Genomic DNA, 18937 nt, shown 5'->3' with positions numbered 1-18937 from the left:
GCTGCTAACGTTTACAGATATTGCTCAAAGACCTGTTTAAGGGTGCCGTCATTTTTCACCTGCTCAAGCCAGGTATCGACATATTCAAGCCAGATCAGATCCCTGCCCAGCAAAAAAGCCTTGGCAGAATAACTTAAGGTGCCATTCATAGTGCCGCATAGCTGAGGATGGTTTTTCGCCTGCACCGCCACCTCTATTTTATCGGTGATCATCACATCCGCCCTGCCCGCTAAAATTTGCTCAAACACCGTGGTATTATCCCCATGGACAAGTACCTGTGCCTGTTTGATATGCTGATTGACAAAGCGCTGATTGGTCCCCCCCTTATTGACGATAAGCCGGGTCTGCGGATGATCTATTTTCTCCAGGGAATTATATTGATGCTTTTTTCGGCACAGGGAAATCGGCGTTTTACCGCCACTATGGTAACTGTCAGAGAACAGACCAAGCTGCTGGCGAAACAGCTTTTTCGAGATGCCGCTCATCATAATATCGTATTGCCCGGTGCCAAGATCAGCTAATAACCCAGGCCAACTGGTAGGAAGAAAAACGGCGCTGGCCCCCAGAGTCCGGGCTAAATCGCGGGCGAGTACTATATCGATACCGGCCCTTTTATTGTCAGCATAAAATGAAAACGGCCGGTAATCCCCGGTAGTACCGACATAGAGAATTTTTTCCGAGAGAATGCGATCTAAGCGGCTGGCATAAGGCTGTGGTTTAATCCGGGACAGTGCCTTAAATAAGGCCGCCTTATCATTTATATCCAGCGCAGCGTGCTGAACAACTTGCTTAAATTGCTCAAAATCATGGCTTGCTTTACTGCTATCTGTTGCCGCCAAACGGGTAATAATATCAGCCCCTAAGCTGATCAGCTCGGCACGGATTTTTTCAAGGGAGGGGGCATTCTCGGGTAACAATAGCTGGGTCGGCACCCCGTGCCCGCTCCAACGCTTGTGGTAGTAAGCCTGGATTTTTTTCGCTAAGGTGATTTGTATTTGAAAAAACGGCGTGATCTCTTCTGACGTTAGCCCTTGTTCCATGGCCTTGGCGACACTTTTCTCAATAACCACCTGCTCTCTTGCTGAATCTTCAATGGCCCGTTGATGTTGCCATTTATACAGGGCCACCGCCTGCATATAGCCCAAGCGGCTATTGATCAGCTGATAGAGATAACTCTTGCCCGGCTCATTAGCTTGTGTTTGTGCAAATGCGGAAAAAGGGCTAAAAAAACAAATGAAAAGTAGCAGATATGATTTCTTAGATAATAATTTCATTATTTTTATGGGATTAATCAAAAGAAGCATGCCGTAAAATATCAGTTCCTGTTGAGATTGCAACAACCCCTTCCCGATTTTAACGCTCATGACAATTTATCATTGAGCCTGGTTAGCCCCCGGCACAAGCCTGATTTGTCCCGGGTTCTGATGCTTAGCCCCATGTTGCCACAGACAAAAAAAACCGCGGCACTGCCACGGTTTTTTGCTTGCTAAGGTAAAGCTATCCAATTATTAGCTTACTTTTGCAGCTTCTTTACCGCCGATAAAGAAGCTGGCAAGATACGCCAGCAGGCCGATTAAGAAGATCACCCCGGAGACTTCACGCATCCAGTAGAAGAGCGCCAGCTTATCCTGTGTCGCCATAAAGCTCAATGCTTCACCGGACTCAGGCAGACGCTGTAACCATACCTGCAGGATACCGGCGCCGGTCAGGAACAAGGTGATAAACACCATGGCTACCGTCATCAGCCAGAAGCCCCACATTTCACAAACCTGCGCTTTGTTGCTGTTGGCTTCGCCGATACCGCGCAGTTTAGGCATGGCATATGAAATGATGGTCATCACTATCATGGCATACGCCCCGTAAAACGCCATATGGCCGTGAGCTGCGGTGATTTGTGAACCATGGGTATAATAGTTCACCGGTGCTAACGTATGCAGGAAGCCCCAGACACCGGCGCCTAAAAATGCCATGACCGAGGTACCCAGCGCCCAAAGGGTAGCCGCTTTGTTCGGATGCTCACGGCGGCGGCGATTCACCATATTAAAGGCATATAATACCATGGCAAAGAAAGGTAACGGTTCAATAGCCGAGAAGATAGAACCGATCCATTGCCAGTATTCAGGTGTTGTTAACCAGTAGAAGTGGTGGCCGGTACCTAAGATACCTGAGATCAACGCCATGGCGATGATGACATATAGCCATTTTTCAATCACTTCACGGTCAACGCCGGTTACCTTGATCAAGACATAAGCTAAGATAGCACCCATGATCAATTCCCAAACACCTTCTACCCATAAGTGCACCACGAACCACCAGAAGTATTTATCCAGCGCCAGGTTTTCCGGGTTATAGAAAGCAAACAGGAAGAATACCGCCAGACCAATTAAACCTGTCATCAACACCATGTTGATAGCGGTTTTACGGCCTTTTAATATCGTCATGCCTAAGTTTAACAAGAAGCCCAGGGCGACCACCACAATACCAATTTTGGTAATGGTCGGCTGCTCCAGGAACTCGCGTCCCATGGTTGGCCATAACTCGTTAAAGGTAAACTCTGCCAGCGTTGAATAAGGCACCAACAGATACCCTAAGATAGTAGCGGTACCGGCAGCGGCAAATACCCAGAACAGGATAATCGCCAGTTTCGGGCTCCACAGCTCGGTATCGGCCTCTTCCGGCACCAGGTAGTAGGCAGAGCCCATAAAACCAAAGAGCAACCAAACGATTAATAAGTTGGTGTGCACCATACGGGCAACGTTAAAGGGGATAGCGCCGGCAAGAAAATCACCGACCACATACTGAAGCCCCATGATCAAACCAAACAGGATTTGACCGACAAACAAGATCAGAGCGAAAGCAAAATAAGGCTTAGCTACGGCTTGCGACTGAAATTTTAAAGTACTCATGCAGCTTATCCTTCAATATTTGGTGGCCAGTTATTAACATCCATTTCTGAGGTCCACTTCAGAAACTCCGCTAAATCATCAATTTCTTGATCGTTAAGGTGGAAATTAGGCATTTGACGACGACCCGGAATATTTAGTGGTTGTGATTTCATCCAGCCGTTGAAAAATGCCTTAAAGCCCCCGTCTCCGCCTCTGCGGGTATAAACATTACCTAATTCAGGAGCAAAATAAGCACCTTCACCAAGCAAGGTATGACAGCCTATGCAGTTATTGTCTTCCCATAACGCTTTTCCCCGCGCTACGGATTCGGTGAGATTCTCCCTGTGATCTCTTTGTGGCATTTCCTTGGTTGTGTGGAAGGTCAGGCCCAAAAATATCAACAAGAAGAAAACACTTCCTCCGTAGTAGATATTTCGTGCCATGCCTTTGGTAAAGCTTTCGGACATGTTGTTTTCCTTAAATAAGAAAATGAATAAAGCGAGAGCAAGCATAATCCTCTTTTGCCGGCACGATATTGATGGAAATCAAGTTTTTAAATGAGTATTTCAAAAGGGATCGCTAATAAAAAAGAACCTTGCGCCATGTCAAAAAATGGCGAAATAATACGGGGCAAAAAAGCCTTTTTACACGGCCAAAACCCTTATAAATACTAGGGTTTATAAGGGTTTTATTCCCGACAGAATGATCATTTTTTATGAAGGGACAAGAAGCGCCCGACCGTTATTAACCGAGACAGACAAACGTAAACGGCAGGATTGGCCGCCAGTGAAAAACCGGCATTAAAAAATGGGCAGTTTTTTCGCCATCGCCCGGGACAAATTCAGCATGCCGAGCAGCACCAGGGCGGCATGCATAGTAACAAAGTATAAGATGACCATCATCAGGGACAATTGCATGCTGGCAGAGAAGGTCATATAGATAAGCGGCATAATCACCAACAAGCCACCGGCAAGCAGGGATAGCTGCAACGCCCGATATACATGGATGCGGGCCCAGTTTCTCCGGTGTTTAAAGCGAAGAAAAAACCACACTAACACCAGAAAACAGACCCCGGGCAAGAGCAATAAATTGGCAAGATAGAGGGACTGGCTGATAATCGCCAGGCGTTTGGCTGAAGAAGATGAAGCTACTGACATCGAGTTTCCTTATTGACTGCCCCGGACTGATACCGGGGAAAAACGGTTTCCCTTACCGCTGTACATATTCATTTGATTTGCTAAAAGACGCCCCGAACCTCTCGAAGCGTCGCCTGAGGCGCCTTAGCGCCTATGACTCATCAAAGTAGATTTTCGCCACATCCATCAGCGCCGCCACCGTTTGCGGATCATCCGACAGCGGCTCCGCCAGGCAAGAGCGGCAAACATCTAACGGGTGCATGCCGCTGGAAATCATTTTCGCGGCATAAATCAATAACCGGGTAGAGGCACCTTCGTCCAGGTCATTTTGCTCCAGGCGGCGCAGCGCATGGGCAAGCTCTACCAGTTTATTGGCTAAATGCGGCGTGGCGCCCCCTTCTTTAATAAGAATTTGCTGCTCAACGTCACTGCCCGGGTATTCGAACCTTAAGGCAACAAAACGCTGGCGGGTACTGGGCTTCATACCTTTTAATAAATTCTGGTAACCCGGGTTATAAGAAACCACCAGCATAAAACCGGGGGCGGCGGTGAGCAATTCCCCGGTACGCTCCAGCGGCAGCACCCGGCGATCATCCGCCAAAGGATGCAAAACCACAGTGGTGTCTTTACGCGCCTCGACAATTTCATCGAGATAACAAATGCCCCCTTCCCTGACCGCCCGGGTTAAAGGACCGTCCTGCCAGTAAGTACCTTGCGGACCAATCAGGTGCCTGCCGACTAAATCGGCAGCGGTTAAATCATCGTGACAAGACACGGTATAAAGGGGTTTATTGAGCTTTTGCGCCATATGGGCAACAAACCGGGTTTTCCCGCAACCGGTAGGGCCTTTGATCAGTACCGGTAATTCATGCTGGTAGGCATGCTCAAATAAAGCAACTTCATTCGCCTGTTGCTGATAAAAAAGCGTTTGCTCGTCATCATTTGCTATCGCCATTGTTACTGCATTCGTACTGACAGTCATAACCACTCTTTAATTTATGCAAGTATCGTGAGCTAGAAAATACCCTGAACCAGGATGAAGTACAAACAGGCATTAACGCTTAGTTGATACGGATCAAGGCGCAATTGAAACTAACGCCGTTAAGGCATATTTTTCGAGGTGGCGCTGATATCAGGCCAGGGCACACCAACTTTATCCGGCAGGTAATCGGCTAAGCTCTTGAGCTTTTTAAGCTGAGTGAAGCCCAGGTTAAACTGCTCTCGGAAATAATCGCCATCCGGATGTGCTTTGGAAAACAAGACATGCCCCAGTTGCCCCGCCAGCGGTTTGGAGTGCACCGCCAGTCGGGCCAGGTTTTTTGAAGAAAATTCCTGTTTGGCGTAATACCAGGCAGACTCGGTATTGGCAAAAATATCAAGCCGTCCCGCCATCAACATTTTCCAGCCCTGCTTATCGTAAGGGTGCCAATTGACATTAAGCACCTTTTCATCGGCAAGACGGTAAAAGTCCGGGGTATAGGTATAACTGATAGTGGCGCCAATTTTATAAACCGATAAGTCTTCAAGTTTTTGCCAGTGAATATCTTTCTTTCTCAAGTGAAATAATACCCAGTTATCCCTGAGCATAGGGGCGCTGAAAGTGAAAAACTCAGCCCTTTGTTCATTCTTGTCAAAATACATCACCGCGGCTTCGCGTCCTAACTCCACCATGCGCAGCGCCCGGCCCCAGGGTACAAATAAAAACTCGGTTTTAATGCCCACCTGGGCAAAAACATCTGTCACTAAACGGGAAACATAACCCTTGTCTGTGCGCTTTTCATCAATAAGCGGCGGAAATTGTCCGGTAACAATAACAATAGAAGATTTGGGCTGTTCATCCTTTTGCTGTTTACTATCGCCAGCTGCGCCGTGCGCCCGGGCAGCCAGCGAGAAAAACACAGCCATAGGCAACAACCACAATAGCAGTAATTTTATCGTGATACTTTTAATAAAATGAACTCGTTGTGGGCAATGATTCATCAACAGACAGCATTAACTCCCAATTCCCCCGGTAAACTTAAGTAAAGCAGAGAAACCATGAATAAAATAATCTCCCCGTATGTCACCACAAATACAGGGTATTAATCAAGTTTTGACCAAATCACTTTAACCAAATTACTGTCCGCCAGCAATGACTGGGTGAGCAATAAACGCTGTCCATCCGGGTGTAAATGAAATTCCAGCTGAGAGCTGCTTTTCGCCAGCACCCGGCTTTCTTTGTTTTTGCTCTGCAGATGTAAGCGATTAAGATAAATATCGGCCCCCTGGCGCGAGCTGAAATATAAAAATCCGCCGTCAAACTGCCAGCTATTGGCCTGTACAAAAGGCAAATGGATAATAAAACGCCGGCTGTTATCATCAAGTAGCTGGTATAAGTCTTCTTTATCATCAACGAAAAAGGTTCGCCCGTCAGCCAGCTCTACCCGGCGGATAATGCCCTGCTCCAACGGCGTTAATATATCGGTATCAAGATCATAGGAAAATAACCCCGGCTGGTTTTTTTCATAACGCATAAAGTAGATCCCCAGGCCACTGCGCTTCCAGGTAGGGTGATTGACAATTTCCATCGCGCTGCTGATAAACTTGAGTTCTTTGCTGGCAAGGTCGAGCACAAAAATCCGGTTTTCCAGTTTGCCCAGTAATTTGTTTTCCTGCTTGTTAAGGCTGAGATTGGTCATCACATACCTGGGGTTATAACGATGCAACAGCTCAGGCTCACGCCCCTGCCTTTGCCTGAGTAACAGGCCTTTTTCCTTATCTTTGCTGGTGTAATACCAGGTATCGCCACTATGGCTATAAATAGGATTAAAATCGGCTTTCACCGACTCCAGGTGCCGGGTACTGAATGTTGGCCTGGCCAGAAACGGGTTGGGTACCTCGCGGATATCGGTATAGTCCATTAAATGCTGGCGCATATAAAAACAGCGCTCACCGCAGGTATAAAAAACATCGTTTAATCCCGGGTGCGATCCGACTTGCTCGGTTAAACGATCATCGCTAAGGGAATAATAATAAAAATCTCCCTTAAAGCTCGATATCGCCAGCTGTTGATTGTCCTGCCATACCAGCGCCGACGGGAAAAAGGTTAACGGCTTTTCAACAAGCAACTTTTTCTGCGCCAGATCCAGAATAAACATGGAAAAACTGCGATCGGCGACATTTCTGAACACCGCCAGCAGCTTGCCGTCGGGAGACTCTTTGGCGTAATAATCGCCAAACCCGGTGAGGTTGGGAAAAGTCAGCTGCTGCAGGTTTTGCTGTTTAAGGTCAAAGCGGTAAATTTCTTTGGGAAAAACATCAGGCTCATTACTGGCAAGATAGAGGGCTTCGCCGTTTGCAGACCAGGATAAGATTTCTTTATTCTCGTGGTTCGCTGAGAAATTTTCAATATTGGAAAGTCCTTTGATCGGGTCAAAATCGGCAATTTCTGATTTATACACCAATTCATCAGGCTGCAAAAGTAAATAGGCAATTTTCTTCCCGTCCGGTGAAAATATCGGGTATTCATAATTGCCGGGCCCCCAGGTCAATCGGTTTACCTGGCCTGTAGGGATATTACGGCTATAAAGCTGCCAGGGATCGCTATTATTATTTCTAAAGGCAAACACTAAGGTTTGCGAGCCAGGATGATAACTGCCGGGAATCTCTGAGCCGGATAATTGGGTCAAACGGGTGATTTCAGGTGCCTGGGTTGCAAGTTTATCTGTCGCTAAATGCTCGTTAGTTTGAGGAAAAAACACCTGGCCAAGCCCGGCCCCCAGTATCAGCAAAAGCACACATACCACAATTCCCGCCAATAAACGATAATTGCGCCCCTTACCGGCTTTGGCGGCCGGAGGTGGCGGCAATTCTTTCACACTTGCCACCAGGGCATAACCTTTCATCGGCACGGTTTTAATATAACGCGGCGCTTTGGCATCGTCGCCAAAGGCTTCCCGTAATTTTTTCACCACTTTACGGATAGAATCATCAGAGACTACCCGGTTATCCCAAACCTTAGCCAGCAATTGTTCGCGGCTGACAACCTGCCCCTGGTGCTCACTTAAAAAGCATAAAAAAGCCAAAGGTAAGGGTTCGAGCTTTATGCTGTTGCCGGCAATTTCCAGCAAAGACTTATCAATATCAAGTACCGCCTCACCAATTTTTAATGATTTCCCGGCTTGATAAGATTGTTCATTATTATTCATATTTTCAAAAACTTAACGCACGTGACTTTTTGTGACCATAAGCAATAAAAGCAAAGTCAGTTAAAGTCAGCAAGTTTCCTTTGCTCGTCATCTGATATTTTCATTAACTGCGGATATTGTTCAGCATCAACAAGAAAATAACAAGTTATGATCAAAGAAACTTTCTCTGCCCTGGCCGCTTTTGGCCATAACAAGCAACATACAAAGCAGCGATCAGCCACAGGAAAAAATAAGACACCTGCCAGCCCTTTATTTGCTTTCGTTTTACTCTCGCTGAGCGCTAGTGAGGTTTTTGCACAAGAGCAACCGTTGGTAAAAACCGCCCAGGTCAAATTGTGGCAAAACGGTGCGGATCACAGCTTACATTGCCAGGTACAAAACTCGCATTTGCTGCAGTTCTCCAGTCTGAGCCGGGCAAAACTCAACTGGGTATTGCCCGCCGGTACCCGGGTCAAAAAAGGACAACTGATCGCTAAACAGGACGGATATTTTCTCGAACGGGAGATACAGCAACTACAAATTGACCTGGCCAGTGCCAAAGCCGAATATAACTATGCCGAAAAGGAATTTCAGCGCCTTTATGCCCTGGACAAACAACTGGTTTCCCCGTCAACCTTAAATGAACTGCAGCGCCGGCAAGAACTGGCCAAATTCGCCAAAGCCAGGTTTAGCGAGCAACTTAAAGAGGCTAATTACCGCTACCAGCAGCTTGAGCACTTTGCCCCGCAAGATGGCCAATTATTGGCGTTGCAGGCCCAGCCCGGTCAGTATCTCAATGTCGGCGACAATATCACCCGACTGCAGGCATCCGCCAGCAAAGAGCTGGTATGCGAGCTGCCCCTTGATTTGTTTCGCGAAAACCAGAGCCTGGCCCGGGTCGAGTTTTCCATGACCCGGGAGCATAAGCTTACCTTGCTCAGAAGCAGCAATTCGGTAAAAGCCAACAGCCAAACGTTGCAGTTATACCTTAAGGCTGCGGATGAGGTACAACAGCAGTTATTAGCCGGTGAGCGGCTGCAGGTCAACATCAGCTACCAAGATTCAGATTTATCCCTGCTGCCGTTAGACGCACTGGAGTTAACCCGGGAAGGCTCTTTCGCCTGGCTTTTGGGGCAGGACAACAAGGTCAAGAAAACCCCGGTTGAGGTCATCGCCAGCCAAAAAGCCTATTTTGTTGTCAAATCAGGACTGCAAAGCGGAGACCGGGTGGTCACTATCGGCAAACAGGGCCTGGCAGAACAGCAGCAGGTATCCATCAGCGGCGAAAGTAACTGGGAAAGCGAGTAAATAAAATGCACCTTGAAATTCATCAGAAACACATGCCGCCGCTGGCTTTTTCTTTGGCAAAAGCCTTATCGCTTGCTTTTCTCCTGGCATTGGCAGGAAAAACCTTGCTGGGGGAACAGTCAATCCCGGATGCCCTGTTAAGCGGTCTCTATTATCTTCAAAAAAGCCTTGAAAAAAGCACTGAATCAGGCCTTGAATTGAGTCTTAAAAACAGACCGGAGTCAGTCTCATGAATACCCTTAACCGTCGCCCAAACAAATACGCACCGCTGATTTTAAGCCTGGCTGCCGTATTAACCCTGTTAGGACTATTCACCGGTTTTTCTTTGCCTAATGCCCTGCTGCCGCGTATTGACCGTCCGGAAATTGTGCTTTATACCAACTGGCCGGGTAAAGGGGCACAAGAAATAGAACAAACCCTGATCGCCCCGTTAGAGCGTGAAATGTCAGGGTTAAATAACCTGATCACCACAACCAGCGGCATAGAAGACGGCAGCGCGGTCACCCGCCTGAGCTTTCACGCCAATGCCGATATGCAGCAGCTTTATATGGAAACCCTGTCGAGGGTCAACCAGGTGCCGGGCTGGCCGCCGCAAGTGGCAAAACCTTTTGTCGTCAATAATGCCGCCGGTGCCGGTGCCACCCTGGCCACCGCTATGCTTTATGCCACCACGCCAAAAACCGAGCAGCAGCTCATTGATGCCTTTAAAATGTATATCGAACCCAGCCTGGCCAAAATTAACGGGGTGTCGGCGGTTGATATCAGCAATAATCCTGCCGAGCAAAGGGTCGATATTGAATTTAACCCGCAAAAGCTCAGCCAGTATTCCCTGACCATAGATCAGGTCACCAATATTCTCAGCGACATGATCGACAGATCCGGCGATAAGTTAAGCCTGGGCACCCGTGATTATGGCTTATTGTTTAAAGGCCAGATCCCCTTGGCACAGCTGGCCCAACTGCCTGTTTTTGTCCACGACCAGCACATTGTCCGCCTGGGAGAGCTGGCCAGCATAGAAAAACGCCTGGTGAGCGAATGGAACTTTGCCTCCATCTTTGGCCACAGGGCAATGTACTTTATGCTAACCCCGACACCGGATGTCAATGCCCTGGATGCGCTGGCAAAAATTAAACAGGCAGTAACAAAGCTCAATCAGGGCCCGCTGGAAAAACTCGCGATGTCGGTTTCATTAAGCCGCGATGACTCAAAAGATATTAAAAGCGCATTAAAGCGAGTCTACGGCAGCTTATTGGTGGGCATTATACTGGCCTGCATGGTACTTTTTTATTATTTGCGTAACTGGCGCATGGTCTCCCTGGTTTTTGTCAGTATCCCGGTATGTTTGTCCCTGGTGATGCTCGCCATGTCGCTCGGGGGTTACAGCCTGAATGTGATCTCCCTGGCAGGCGTGGCCTTGTCTGTGGGGTTATTGCTCGATGCCGCCATTATCGTGGTAGAAAACATCTTACGCCTCAAACGCAGCGGTCTGCCCCTTAATACCGCTATTACCCGGGGAAGCGGTGAAATCAAGGGAGCAATTATCTCTTCCACCATTTCCAGCATTATTATTTTCTTGCCTATTTTGATGATGCGTACCAGTGAAAGCCAGCTGTTTGAAGATCTCGCCTTTACCATTTCCAGCGCCTTAATGGCTTCGGTGGTCGTAGCACTTATCCTTATCCCCACCCTGGCCCGTTATTTCCTGGGTCAGGAAAACCGCCAGCACCAACCTCAGGCTAAAGCAGATAAAGCAAGAGCGCGGGAAAACCGCTGGAGTAAAACCCTGACCATTACCGCCCAAAAAAGGCCCCTTACCTGGTTAGCCCTGCTCCTCGGTTTGCCCTTTGCCCTGGTTTACACTTATCTGGCCATGCCTGAGCTGGATGTGCTGCCTAACCCTAAGCAGCGCTCTATTAATGCCTTTATTACCCTCAATGAGCCCATGAACGCCAAAGCGGTGGCAAAAAACATCGCCCAGCCCGTGTTTGACCGTATCAAGGCACAGGAAAAGTCATCATCCGCCCCTGATTATCAGGTATACGGTATGTTTTGCTCTGAGCAAGGCTGCTTATTGTATTTTTATCCGTCCGAAGGCTGGGATTATGCCAGCTTCAAGACCTGGCTCGAGCAAAATATCACCCATGACTTACCCGGCACCCAGGTGTTTAGCCAACAGGGGCGTTTATTACGCTTTGCCATGCCCGACAGCCGCTCGACGGTGCTCGATATCAAGGGAGATACTTTAGCAAATTTGCAGCTGGCGGGACGCGCCCTGCAAAGCCGGCTGAAAGAGAAATTTCCACAGGCCAATATCCGGGAAGCCTCGCCTTTATACAACCGGGCGGCGCGCATCGAATTTACCCCCAAACAAGATCAGCTGATCTATTTTGGTTTATCCCAGTCAGCCCTTAACCGCCAACTGGTCGCCCTCACCGACGGCATCTACCTGGGACGCTTTTATGCACAGGGAGATACCCTGCCGTTTTATTTTAAGGCCAAAGAGGCTGAGCACCTGGATCAGTTGCTAAAAACAGAGATCTTCATTGCCGGTCACGGCTACCAACCGCTGCACCAATTAGTGAGCGCAAAAATGGTATTGGCCCCGCAATCCCTGAGCCGCATCAACCGACAATCCAGCATATCCCTTAACCTGCAACCACCGGAGAATATGCCGGTGGGACCTTTTATCGAACGGGTTAAACTTGAAGTTGACGCCTTCTTGCTAAGCCAAAACAAGCAGCAGCTGTTTGTCGATTATCGCGGCAGCGCCGATCGCCTCAGCGCCTTTTTACAGGAATTTGGCCAGATGTTTCTGTTATCCCTGGTGATCTTAACCCTGCTCATGTACTTAACCCTTAAATCCTGGTCGCTGGCTTTTGCCGTGATCGCCTCCATGCCACTGGCCATTGCCGGAGGCATGTTCAATTTGCAACTGCTCAATATTTTCTCGGTGCAAAACCTGGATGTCATTACCATGATAGGTTTTATTATTCTGATGGGACTGGTGATCAACAATGCCATCTTACTGGCGGGTCAATATGATCAGGCCCTTAAACACGGATTAAGCCAGCAAGAGGCGATACTTGAGGCGGTAAAACTGCGTAAACGGCCAATTTATATGAGTACCTGCACCACCATCTTTGGCATGTTGCCACTGATGTTAAGCCCGGGAGAAGGGGCGGAAATATACCGGGGCCTGGCGGCGGTAATCATCGGCGGCATGGCGGTCAGTGCACTGTTTACCCTGAGTTTTGTTTCGGCATTATTGTCTTTACCGCTATTTGCCAATTCAGGTAAAACTCATCAAGGCAAAAATGAAATAATCACAGCAGAAGTCGCTTAATAATAAGGGATCAGGCTTAACGGCCTGAGCTTCAAAGGCAAGAGTAATAACGGTTAGCTCTGATAACAGGGTAATAATGCAAGAAGATATCGAAAGGATTGTTTTTGGTAAAATTTACTGAGTTATTTTCTGCTCTTTGTAGAGGATCTGCTGTCTGAATTTAGATAACAGATCCTTTTTCCGGGAGTGATCCCCCTAAGAAACTAGATCATCAGTTCCTGACCACATTCTCTGACAATGTTAACCCAGTGACGGCACATGTTATCGTCCATCACATAGTTGCAGTAATAATTTGACATGCTGTAGGCTTGACGGCATTCGCTGCTGGTCGCTGCACTTGCTGTAGTTGCCAGACTGATCCCCATACCTAAACCCGTCAGGGCTAACATTAATTTCTTATTCATGATATTCCTTATGTTCACCCGTTAGTGGATGAATTTTCTATTATTATTTTTCAGTTAATACCTGCTTCCGCACCATCGCGGCCAAAAGCAGGTACCGGACTAAACTACTGAACAATTTAATTTATGTCAAATAAATATTTACAAGTTTTATACATTTACAGCATTGTATTTACATCATTAAAACAAATCAGTTTAACAAAAAAGCAGTTACAAACCGGCATTGCTCCCTTAATCTGTGCCGGGACATTCAGGAGCAAACATGGCATCGTCAAAAGTATAGGTAAAATCATCGTTGCACCATCCGCTGATCAGGGAATGACCGTTACGTACACATTGGTCATGGTTTAAACAGTCCCGGGTCAGGATCTGGTTGCCCGAAGGACAGCCGCCGCCACAGTTGCCGTAACACTCCCCCCGCTGGCGGACATTAGGGATATGATCCGGCACCGCCGTGGTCCATTGGCCGTTAATAAAGGACTCGGTATTGCTGCCCCGGCTGCCCACCAAGGCTAAACTGGTGCATTCGGGGTCATCATAACCGCACTGGTTACCGTCATGACTTGCGGCAAGTTCAAGGCCGTTATAGCTGCACAAACTTTGATAGGCAGAGGTAGAGACGCCATCGATAGTACGCTGCAAGCTCACCATATCCGGGGTTTGCGCCCATAAAGAAAGCAAACGCTTAAGCATATTGGCGGCATCGTTTTGCTTGCCGTAGCCCTGCAGTTCATAGGTTTTAAGTAATGCAGAAAGTTGCAAGCGGTCTTTTTCATTTAAAAATATCGCTTGTCCCCTGGCATCCAAAGCAGAGAGTTTTGCACTTTTATTATCTTTGTCCACCGATGCCGTCAGGGTTTTACCATGAACAACCAGCTCAAGTTCAAATTGTCCCGGCGCCTTTTCAATACTGGAAAAGCGTATCAGCGTTTGTTTTTCCCCCTGTACTGCCAGTGCCTTATTAAGTGATGCCGGCTCACCTTCTGCCAAAAATACCCCGGAAATATTTTCCCGGTCGAGGTTTATCTCCAGTGGATTTTGCAAGTTTTTCTTGTTGCTTTCAGCTGCTTCAGCCTGAAGAGAAAGTGGCAATATGGTCAAAAGCAGAGCCGCAAATTTTATCGTTTTCATATGTTATTATCCTTATTGAACAACAAGTCCTATTTTATTTACTCAAGGATAAAGGTATGCCAGATTATTGAATTTTCAAATAAAAATGGAAATATTGATAACTATGGCTGAAAAATAGCGCCAGGAGTGATATTCATCGTTGCGATTTAGATGCGGATAAAAATACAGGCACTAAGGCTTATCTGCCTAAGTGCCTATTGTTAACCAAATTTAGCCACCCGCTACTATCAGCTCAAACTGCCGCTTAAGCCCGGCGATGCTGCTCGGTAATAAGTCTTTGGGGAAAACTCTGTTCCCCGCGGCTATTTTTTTCGCTTGCCTTGCCGGTATCAAGAAAGTCTACCAGCAACAAGGCGGCAAACAGCAGTTTCACCACCAGGCCTTCGGTTATCGGCGAAGCTCCGGTCACGGCACTGACGATATACAGGATTAATAAAAATATCAGGCCACCGGCAAAACTCTGTCTCGGCCGGCTATAGGAGAGTTGGGCAAACATTAAAAATATCGCCCCTATGCCCAATGCCGCAATTTTAATATGAGGCTCGGGATGCTGGTTTACCGGCGTAAATGGCAATAACCAATGGATCACCACCAACAGGTACAAAACCACCTGCGCCATATAGGATAATTTGAATTCACTTTTCCCTTTCATCGCTATTTCACCCTTTTTCAAGCTTGAACCACAAGGTTATTCTAGCGAAGGCCGGTGTTATTAACTGCTATGATTTGTAACCCATTTGTACTGCTATGCGCCGGTCTGTAACCTGTACAGCAATGACATATAAAAACTCCCGTGCATCACATAGCCATTATCATCAGTCAATTTATTGGGACTCGGTCACATAAAGATAAGTACGCATGGTCTTCAGGCTGATACCATCGGGATCATCTTCATCCGGATCTCCCTGGTTACAGTTATCACTGCTGCATAAAGTAATAGTACCGCCATCGGTCCCCTCGCCCACACCGACAAATAATAATTTGCTATGCTCCGAGTCATCCGGTGGAATGATCACCGTCGGGGTATCCGGGATCCGATCACCAACACTTAACTGACGCCAGTCATAAATGGTCGTGCCCAGGGCCAGATCAACGGCATATAATACGCCCGCTCCTGCACTCAGCTCACAGGTATTACTGTTGCTGCCGGATGCCGGGGTAAAGGAAGTAAAATAGGCAATACCGGCCACCGCGGTTGCCGCCGATAAGCTTTTCTCGCCGCTGCCGGTGTAATCGACAAACCAGCCGCTTTTGCTGCTTACGGCAAGCTCCAGTGTTTCCCGCTCCTGTGTAGTCAACACCTGACCAAAGGGATTATCGGTATAATCGTAAAGATCTGTGATTTCGATAGCATCCGGGGTCGGCGGCGTACTGGTATCGCTGAATGACTGGGTAAACACGGTTTCATCGCGGATCATAAAAAACTTGTCGCTGGTATCGGTTGCCGACGGGGTCGAGCGGTCACCGCTGCCGATCAATATCGCTTCATAAGGCCTTTCCTGGCGCGTAACAACCGTAGTCGTCTTGCCGTCTTCATCGGTCACCGAAGTCTCTATGGTATCGCTGATCAGGGTCCTGACAATAGAAGGTTCGCTGAAAAAGCGCCGGTCATCTGCGGTGCTAATGCCGCCAAGCTGCGCCAGCTTAAAAGCCGTCCACGGGGTATCACTGCTGTTGGGGTTATTACCGGGCATATCCACACGCCAGACATTTCCTCCGGTATCTCCGGCATATAAGCGATCCACCAGGCCATCCGAATCACTGTCTAAAATACCTATGCTGGCAGGAATACTGTCGGATAATGCCGTCAGCTGGGTATGATTAGTCGAACCGCTTGCCGGACTTAAACTCCATAATAAAGTACCGGTTTTGGCATCCGCCATATAAATCGCCCTGCCGACATTGTCATTGCTGCCTGCCCCCGGGCTGTCTTTACCGATATCATAACCGCCGCCGAAAAAGATCACCGGACTGGCACTGCCGCTGACGGTATTAAGCGCCGAGAAACCGACCCTGGGCTGAGACCATGATTGCCCCAATTCACTGTATCCGGACGTACTGCTGTCAATTTGCCACAATAGTTTTGGCGAATCGGGAATAGTGATATCCAGGGCATAATAAGAAGAGCCTCCCCGGCGTAAACCAATAAACATCCAGGCTTTATCGCCACTGGCACTGCTGATGGTGCCGTCGCCGTTTTTATCCAGGATATAAGAAGAAGCTGAACCGTCGATGCCATAGACTTTGGCCGAGGTTGGAAAGTTGTCCTTTAACGATTTAATGTTAGGGAAAAACTCTTTCGGCATAAAAGCCCAGCTTTCGTCGACACTGTCGCCGTTATCGTCAAACATATGCAAAACACCGGCATTGGTCCCGATAATAATACGGATATCCTGGGACGAGCTGGAACCGCCATAATTGATCACTAAAGGTTTGGAATGCAGGGGATCGGCAAAAACATCAAAGCGGATATCCGTAGTCGAGCCGTCGCTATCGGCATCATCCACATCTATGCCCTTGGCCCAGTTAAGGTGGTTGTCAATTTCATCCTCGGCAACATCCAGTTGTGCCGCCAGCCCTGCACTGCCGCCAAAAGCTGCTTCGGCGTTGGCCCGGGTCAGGGCAACCAGTGCAGTGGAAGCCCCGAGATCGCTTAAAACAGTACGATCGGTTTTACTGCGCAGCATTTCCGCCACCCCGCCTTCCTTGACTTCGTTACCGTCGGCGCTTGAAGCCTGGCTCCAGAAAGTTTTGGCGTTGTCGTCGATACTGCCTTCGCTGTTAATGGCCGGGGTATTGGTTCTGTCTACCTGTACTCCGTTGACAACTTTGAGTTTTTTAATATTGCCCTGCCAACGCGGCCCCCTGTCCGGCAGAAACATTGCATAATAAACCGAGTCCAGGGTTTCGGTACGGTCAAAATTATTTGACGCAATAGAAGGCGAAGTAAAACTGGTGTTTTCCCGCGAAATTTCAATCAGCGCCGACTGCAGCGAGGAAAGCAAACTGCTGGCATCTTCAGCCGGGTAATATTGCCCGCCCCCCAAGGTTGCCGCTTCAAGCAATAATTCACCGGCATCATTAATCGCTTCCCTACCAAAGCCCACGGTAAACAAGGTGGCATACTGGTTACCGTCAATATCATCATTGATATCATTGGTATTCATCCAACCCGCCAAAGCCGCCAGGTAGTTATTGGTGCCGTTAACATTAAAAGGGGCTCCGATACCGGGCAGGCCGCTGACATAAGTATCTGCCGCCAAATCCCTTGTCGGCTGGCCGTCGGTGATCAAAATCACATATACCTGGTTACTGCAACCGTTATAGGGGGCGATATAAGTTTTACTGTCTTCTATCGAAGTATCCCGCGGCGGGGTGTTACCTCTATAGCTTGAGCCCCGGTTGGAGTCATCATCGCCAAAGTCCACCGACAAACCGCCGAAATAGCGGCGCGCCTCATACAAGGTCTCACATAAGGGGGTATTGGTTTCCGCGTCCAGTTCAAGGTTAATTATATCGATCAGTTCCTGACGCGCCGCTTCAGTGCTTTCCTGGATGCCAAACACCACCCGGCCGCCGTCACGGGTATATTCCCCGCTATGGTTATGATTAAAAATTTGCAGGCCAAAATCTATCGACGGCGCCGATTCAATCAGATCGGTCACGGTATCTTTGGCAATATCAAGCCGGCTGCGGTTAACCGTGTCTATGCTCTCGCTCTGGCTCCAGCGCAGGTAGTTATCGGTATATAAGGTCACCACTTCCCCGGTCCCCAGCTGGGTCTGGGAGTCTGCGGCATTGGCAGTATAATAAACCGGGTTTTGCTTAGTCCCCTCTCCATCGACCGGGTAACCGTCCGGTAAGGCTTCCAGCGGTGAATTCTTCTTTAAGATCCCGGCATTTTCCGGATCTAACAGGTTAACGTCATCCCAGCAGTCGATAACTTCAATGTTGGCGCCGCTGTTGTCGGGAATTTCCTGCCAGCTGCCGGAGTTGCCCTGAAAGCTATATTCGCGGATATGACCGGTATAATAACCGACACTGTCCAGGCGCAGTTTGGCGGTATGGCAAGAATTGATATCATCTAAAAAACGACGGGCTTCACTTGGGCTGTCGGGGACCGGGATGGTGCCGTCAACCCCGGTGCCTTTGGTGAAATAGATAAATCTTTCGGATAAGCTGTTAAAACCGCCGATGGCGGGATAAACGGTATTGGGATCGTAGGGCTCTTTGACTTCTTCCGAGGTGCTCATGCTGCCGGAGTTGTCGAAAATGATCAATACCTGGGGTTTAGTGCCGCTGCGCTGGGAGACATCACCGACATAAAGCTCAATATCTTCAGCCGCAAGATAGCCTGAGATCAAAATGAGTAAACTGCACCCTAACCACTTGTTCATACTACTGCTCCCGTGTTCAGAAATTACTGCTCTTGACCGGGAACACCTGCTAGCAGGAGATCTCTACCTCCATGTAGCCGGTTGAACTGTATTAACGCTTTATCTTGCTGGCTTGAAGCCGGGGAAATCCCGCATTATCTGCCTCTTTCTTCTCAGCGCAGTACCTTATC

The 18937-nt window shown here is 48.3% G+C and carries 13 protein-coding genes; 2 read left to right on the top strand and 11 right to left on the bottom strand.

The features are described from left to right. Window positions 1-11: 11 nt before the first annotated feature. The 7 genes from aroQ to SG35_RS13365 form a co-directional block, all read right to left on the bottom strand. Window positions 12-1274 (bottom strand): gamma subclass chorismate mutase AroQ, encoded by a 1263-nt coding sequence (gene aroQ / locus SG35_RS13395; RefSeq protein WP_160298287.1) that lies wholly within the window; start codon window positions 1272-1274, stop codon window positions 12-14. A 234-nt stretch (window positions 1275-1508) separates the two neighbouring features. Next, on the bottom strand, window positions 1509-2906 hold the full coding sequence (locus SG35_RS13390) for a cbb3-type cytochrome c oxidase subunit I (protein WP_044832716.1): 1398 nt from the start codon (window positions 2904-2906) through the stop codon (window positions 1509-1511). A 5-nt stretch (window positions 2907-2911) separates the two neighbouring features. Further along, window positions 2912-3352 (bottom strand): c-type cytochrome, encoded by a 441-nt coding sequence (locus tag SG35_RS13385; RefSeq protein ID WP_044832854.1) that lies wholly within the window; start codon window positions 3350-3352, stop codon window positions 2912-2914. Between the two features lie 333 nt (window positions 3353-3685). Next, entirely contained in the window at window positions 3686-4042 is a 357-nt protein-coding gene (locus tag SG35_RS13380) for a hypothetical protein (protein WP_044832715.1), read from the bottom strand. A 130-nt stretch (window positions 4043-4172) separates the two neighbouring features. Beyond that, complete coding sequence (locus SG35_RS13375; protein WP_084692722.1) at window positions 4173-5003, bottom strand: CbbQ/NirQ/NorQ/GpvN family protein; 831 nt, start codon at window positions 5001-5003, stop codon at window positions 4173-4175. Window positions 5004-5122: 119 nt separating this feature from the next. Then, a complete protein-coding gene (locus SG35_RS13370; RefSeq protein WP_044832713.1) occupies window positions 5123-5926 on the bottom strand; it encodes a substrate-binding periplasmic protein in 804 nt (267 codons plus the stop codon). A gap of 176 nt (window positions 5927-6102) precedes the next feature. Then, window positions 6103-8208, bottom strand: coding sequence for a winged helix-turn-helix domain-containing protein (locus tag SG35_RS13365; protein WP_044832712.1), 2106 nt, complete (start codon window positions 8206-8208; stop codon window positions 6103-6105). 147 nt (window positions 8209-8355) lie between these two features. Here SG35_RS13365 and SG35_RS13360 point away from each other — a divergent pair, with 147 nt between their 5' ends. Both SG35_RS13360 and SG35_RS13355 read left to right on the top strand, forming a co-directional pair. After that, window positions 8356-9495: an efflux RND transporter periplasmic adaptor subunit gene (locus SG35_RS13360; protein WP_044832711.1), complete on the top strand. Its 1140-nt coding sequence runs from the start codon at window positions 8356-8358 to the stop codon at window positions 9493-9495. 229 nt (window positions 9496-9724) lie between these two features. Next, window positions 9725-12838, top strand: a complete 3114-nt coding sequence (locus SG35_RS13355) for an efflux RND transporter permease subunit (RefSeq protein ID WP_044832709.1) — start codon at window positions 9725-9727, stop codon at window positions 12836-12838. 203 nt (window positions 12839-13041) lie between these two features. Here SG35_RS13355 and SG35_RS13350 read toward each other — a convergent pair whose 3' ends face one another. The 4 genes from SG35_RS13350 to SG35_RS13335 all read right to left on the bottom strand — a co-directional run bounded on the left by SG35_RS13350 (window position 13042) and on the right by SG35_RS13335 (window position 18767). Beyond that, window positions 13042-13242: a hypothetical protein gene (locus SG35_RS13350; protein WP_044832708.1), complete on the bottom strand. Its 201-nt coding sequence runs from the start codon at window positions 13240-13242 to the stop codon at window positions 13042-13044. 228 nt (window positions 13243-13470) lie between these two features. Continuing rightward, the gene (locus SG35_RS13345) at window positions 13471-14370 is read right to left on the bottom strand and encodes a hypothetical protein (protein WP_044832707.1); all 900 of its coding nucleotides are present in this window, start codon (window positions 14368-14370) and stop codon (window positions 13471-13473) included. 244 nt (window positions 14371-14614) lie between these two features. Further along, the gene (locus tag SG35_RS13340) at window positions 14615-15022 is read right to left on the bottom strand and encodes a hypothetical protein (protein WP_044832706.1); all 408 of its coding nucleotides are present in this window, start codon (window positions 15020-15022) and stop codon (window positions 14615-14617) included. 172 nt (window positions 15023-15194) lie between these two features. Further along, on the bottom strand, window positions 15195-18767 hold the full coding sequence (locus SG35_RS13335) for a pilus assembly protein (RefSeq protein WP_044832705.1): 3573 nt from the start codon (window positions 18765-18767) through the stop codon (window positions 15195-15197). Between the last annotated feature and the right edge of the window lie 170 nt (window positions 18768-18937).

The organism is Thalassomonas actiniarum (assembly GCF_000948975.2).
GTDB lineage: Bacteria > Pseudomonadota > Gammaproteobacteria > Enterobacterales > Alteromonadaceae > Thalassomonas > Thalassomonas actiniarum.
Note: the sequence above shows the minus strand (reverse complement) of the source record. Positions and strands in the feature narration are given on the sequence as shown.

Bases quoted from the DNA above. Each gene is read 5' to 3' on its own strand.
- aroQ (WP_160298287.1), bottom strand. From the start codon at position 1,274: ATGAAATTATTATCTAAGAAATCATATCTGCTACTTTTCATTTGTTTT.
- SG35_RS13390 (WP_044832716.1), bottom strand. From the start codon at position 2,906: ATGAGTACTTTAAAATTTCAGTCGCAAGCCGTAGCTAAGCCTTATTTT.
- SG35_RS13385 (WP_044832854.1), bottom strand. From the start codon at position 3,352: ATGTCCGAAAGCTTTACCAAAGGCATGGCACGAAATATCTACTACGGA.
- SG35_RS13380 (WP_044832715.1), bottom strand. From the start codon at position 4,042: ATGTCAGTAGCTTCATCTTCTTCAGCCAAACGCCTGGCGATTATCAGC.
- SG35_RS13375 (WP_084692722.1), bottom strand. From the start codon at position 5,003: ATGACTGTCAGTACGAATGCAGTAACAATGGCGATAGCAAATGATGAC.
- SG35_RS13370 (WP_044832713.1), bottom strand. From the start codon at position 5,926: ATGGCTGTGTTTTTCTCGCTGGCTGCCCGGGCGCACGGCGCAGCTGGC.
- SG35_RS13365 (WP_044832712.1), bottom strand. From the start codon at position 8,208: ATGAATAATAATGAACAATCTTATCAAGCCGGGAAATCATTAAAAATT.
- SG35_RS13360 (WP_044832711.1), top strand. From the start codon at position 8,356: ATGATCAAAGAAACTTTCTCTGCCCTGGCCGCTTTTGGCCATAACAAG.
- SG35_RS13355 (WP_044832709.1), top strand. From the start codon at position 9,725: ATGAATACCCTTAACCGTCGCCCAAACAAATACGCACCGCTGATTTTA.
- SG35_RS13350 (WP_044832708.1), bottom strand. From the start codon at position 13,242: ATGAATAAGAAATTAATGTTAGCCCTGACGGGTTTAGGTATGGGGATC.
- SG35_RS13345 (WP_044832707.1), bottom strand. From the start codon at position 14,370: ATGAAAACGATAAAATTTGCGGCTCTGCTTTTGACCATATTGCCACTT.
- SG35_RS13340 (WP_044832706.1), bottom strand. From the start codon at position 15,022: ATGAAAGGGAAAAGTGAATTCAAATTATCCTATATGGCGCAGGTGGTT.
- SG35_RS13335 (WP_044832705.1), bottom strand. From the start codon at position 18,767: ATGAACAAGTGGTTAGGGTGCAGTTTACTCATTTTGATCTCAGGCTAT.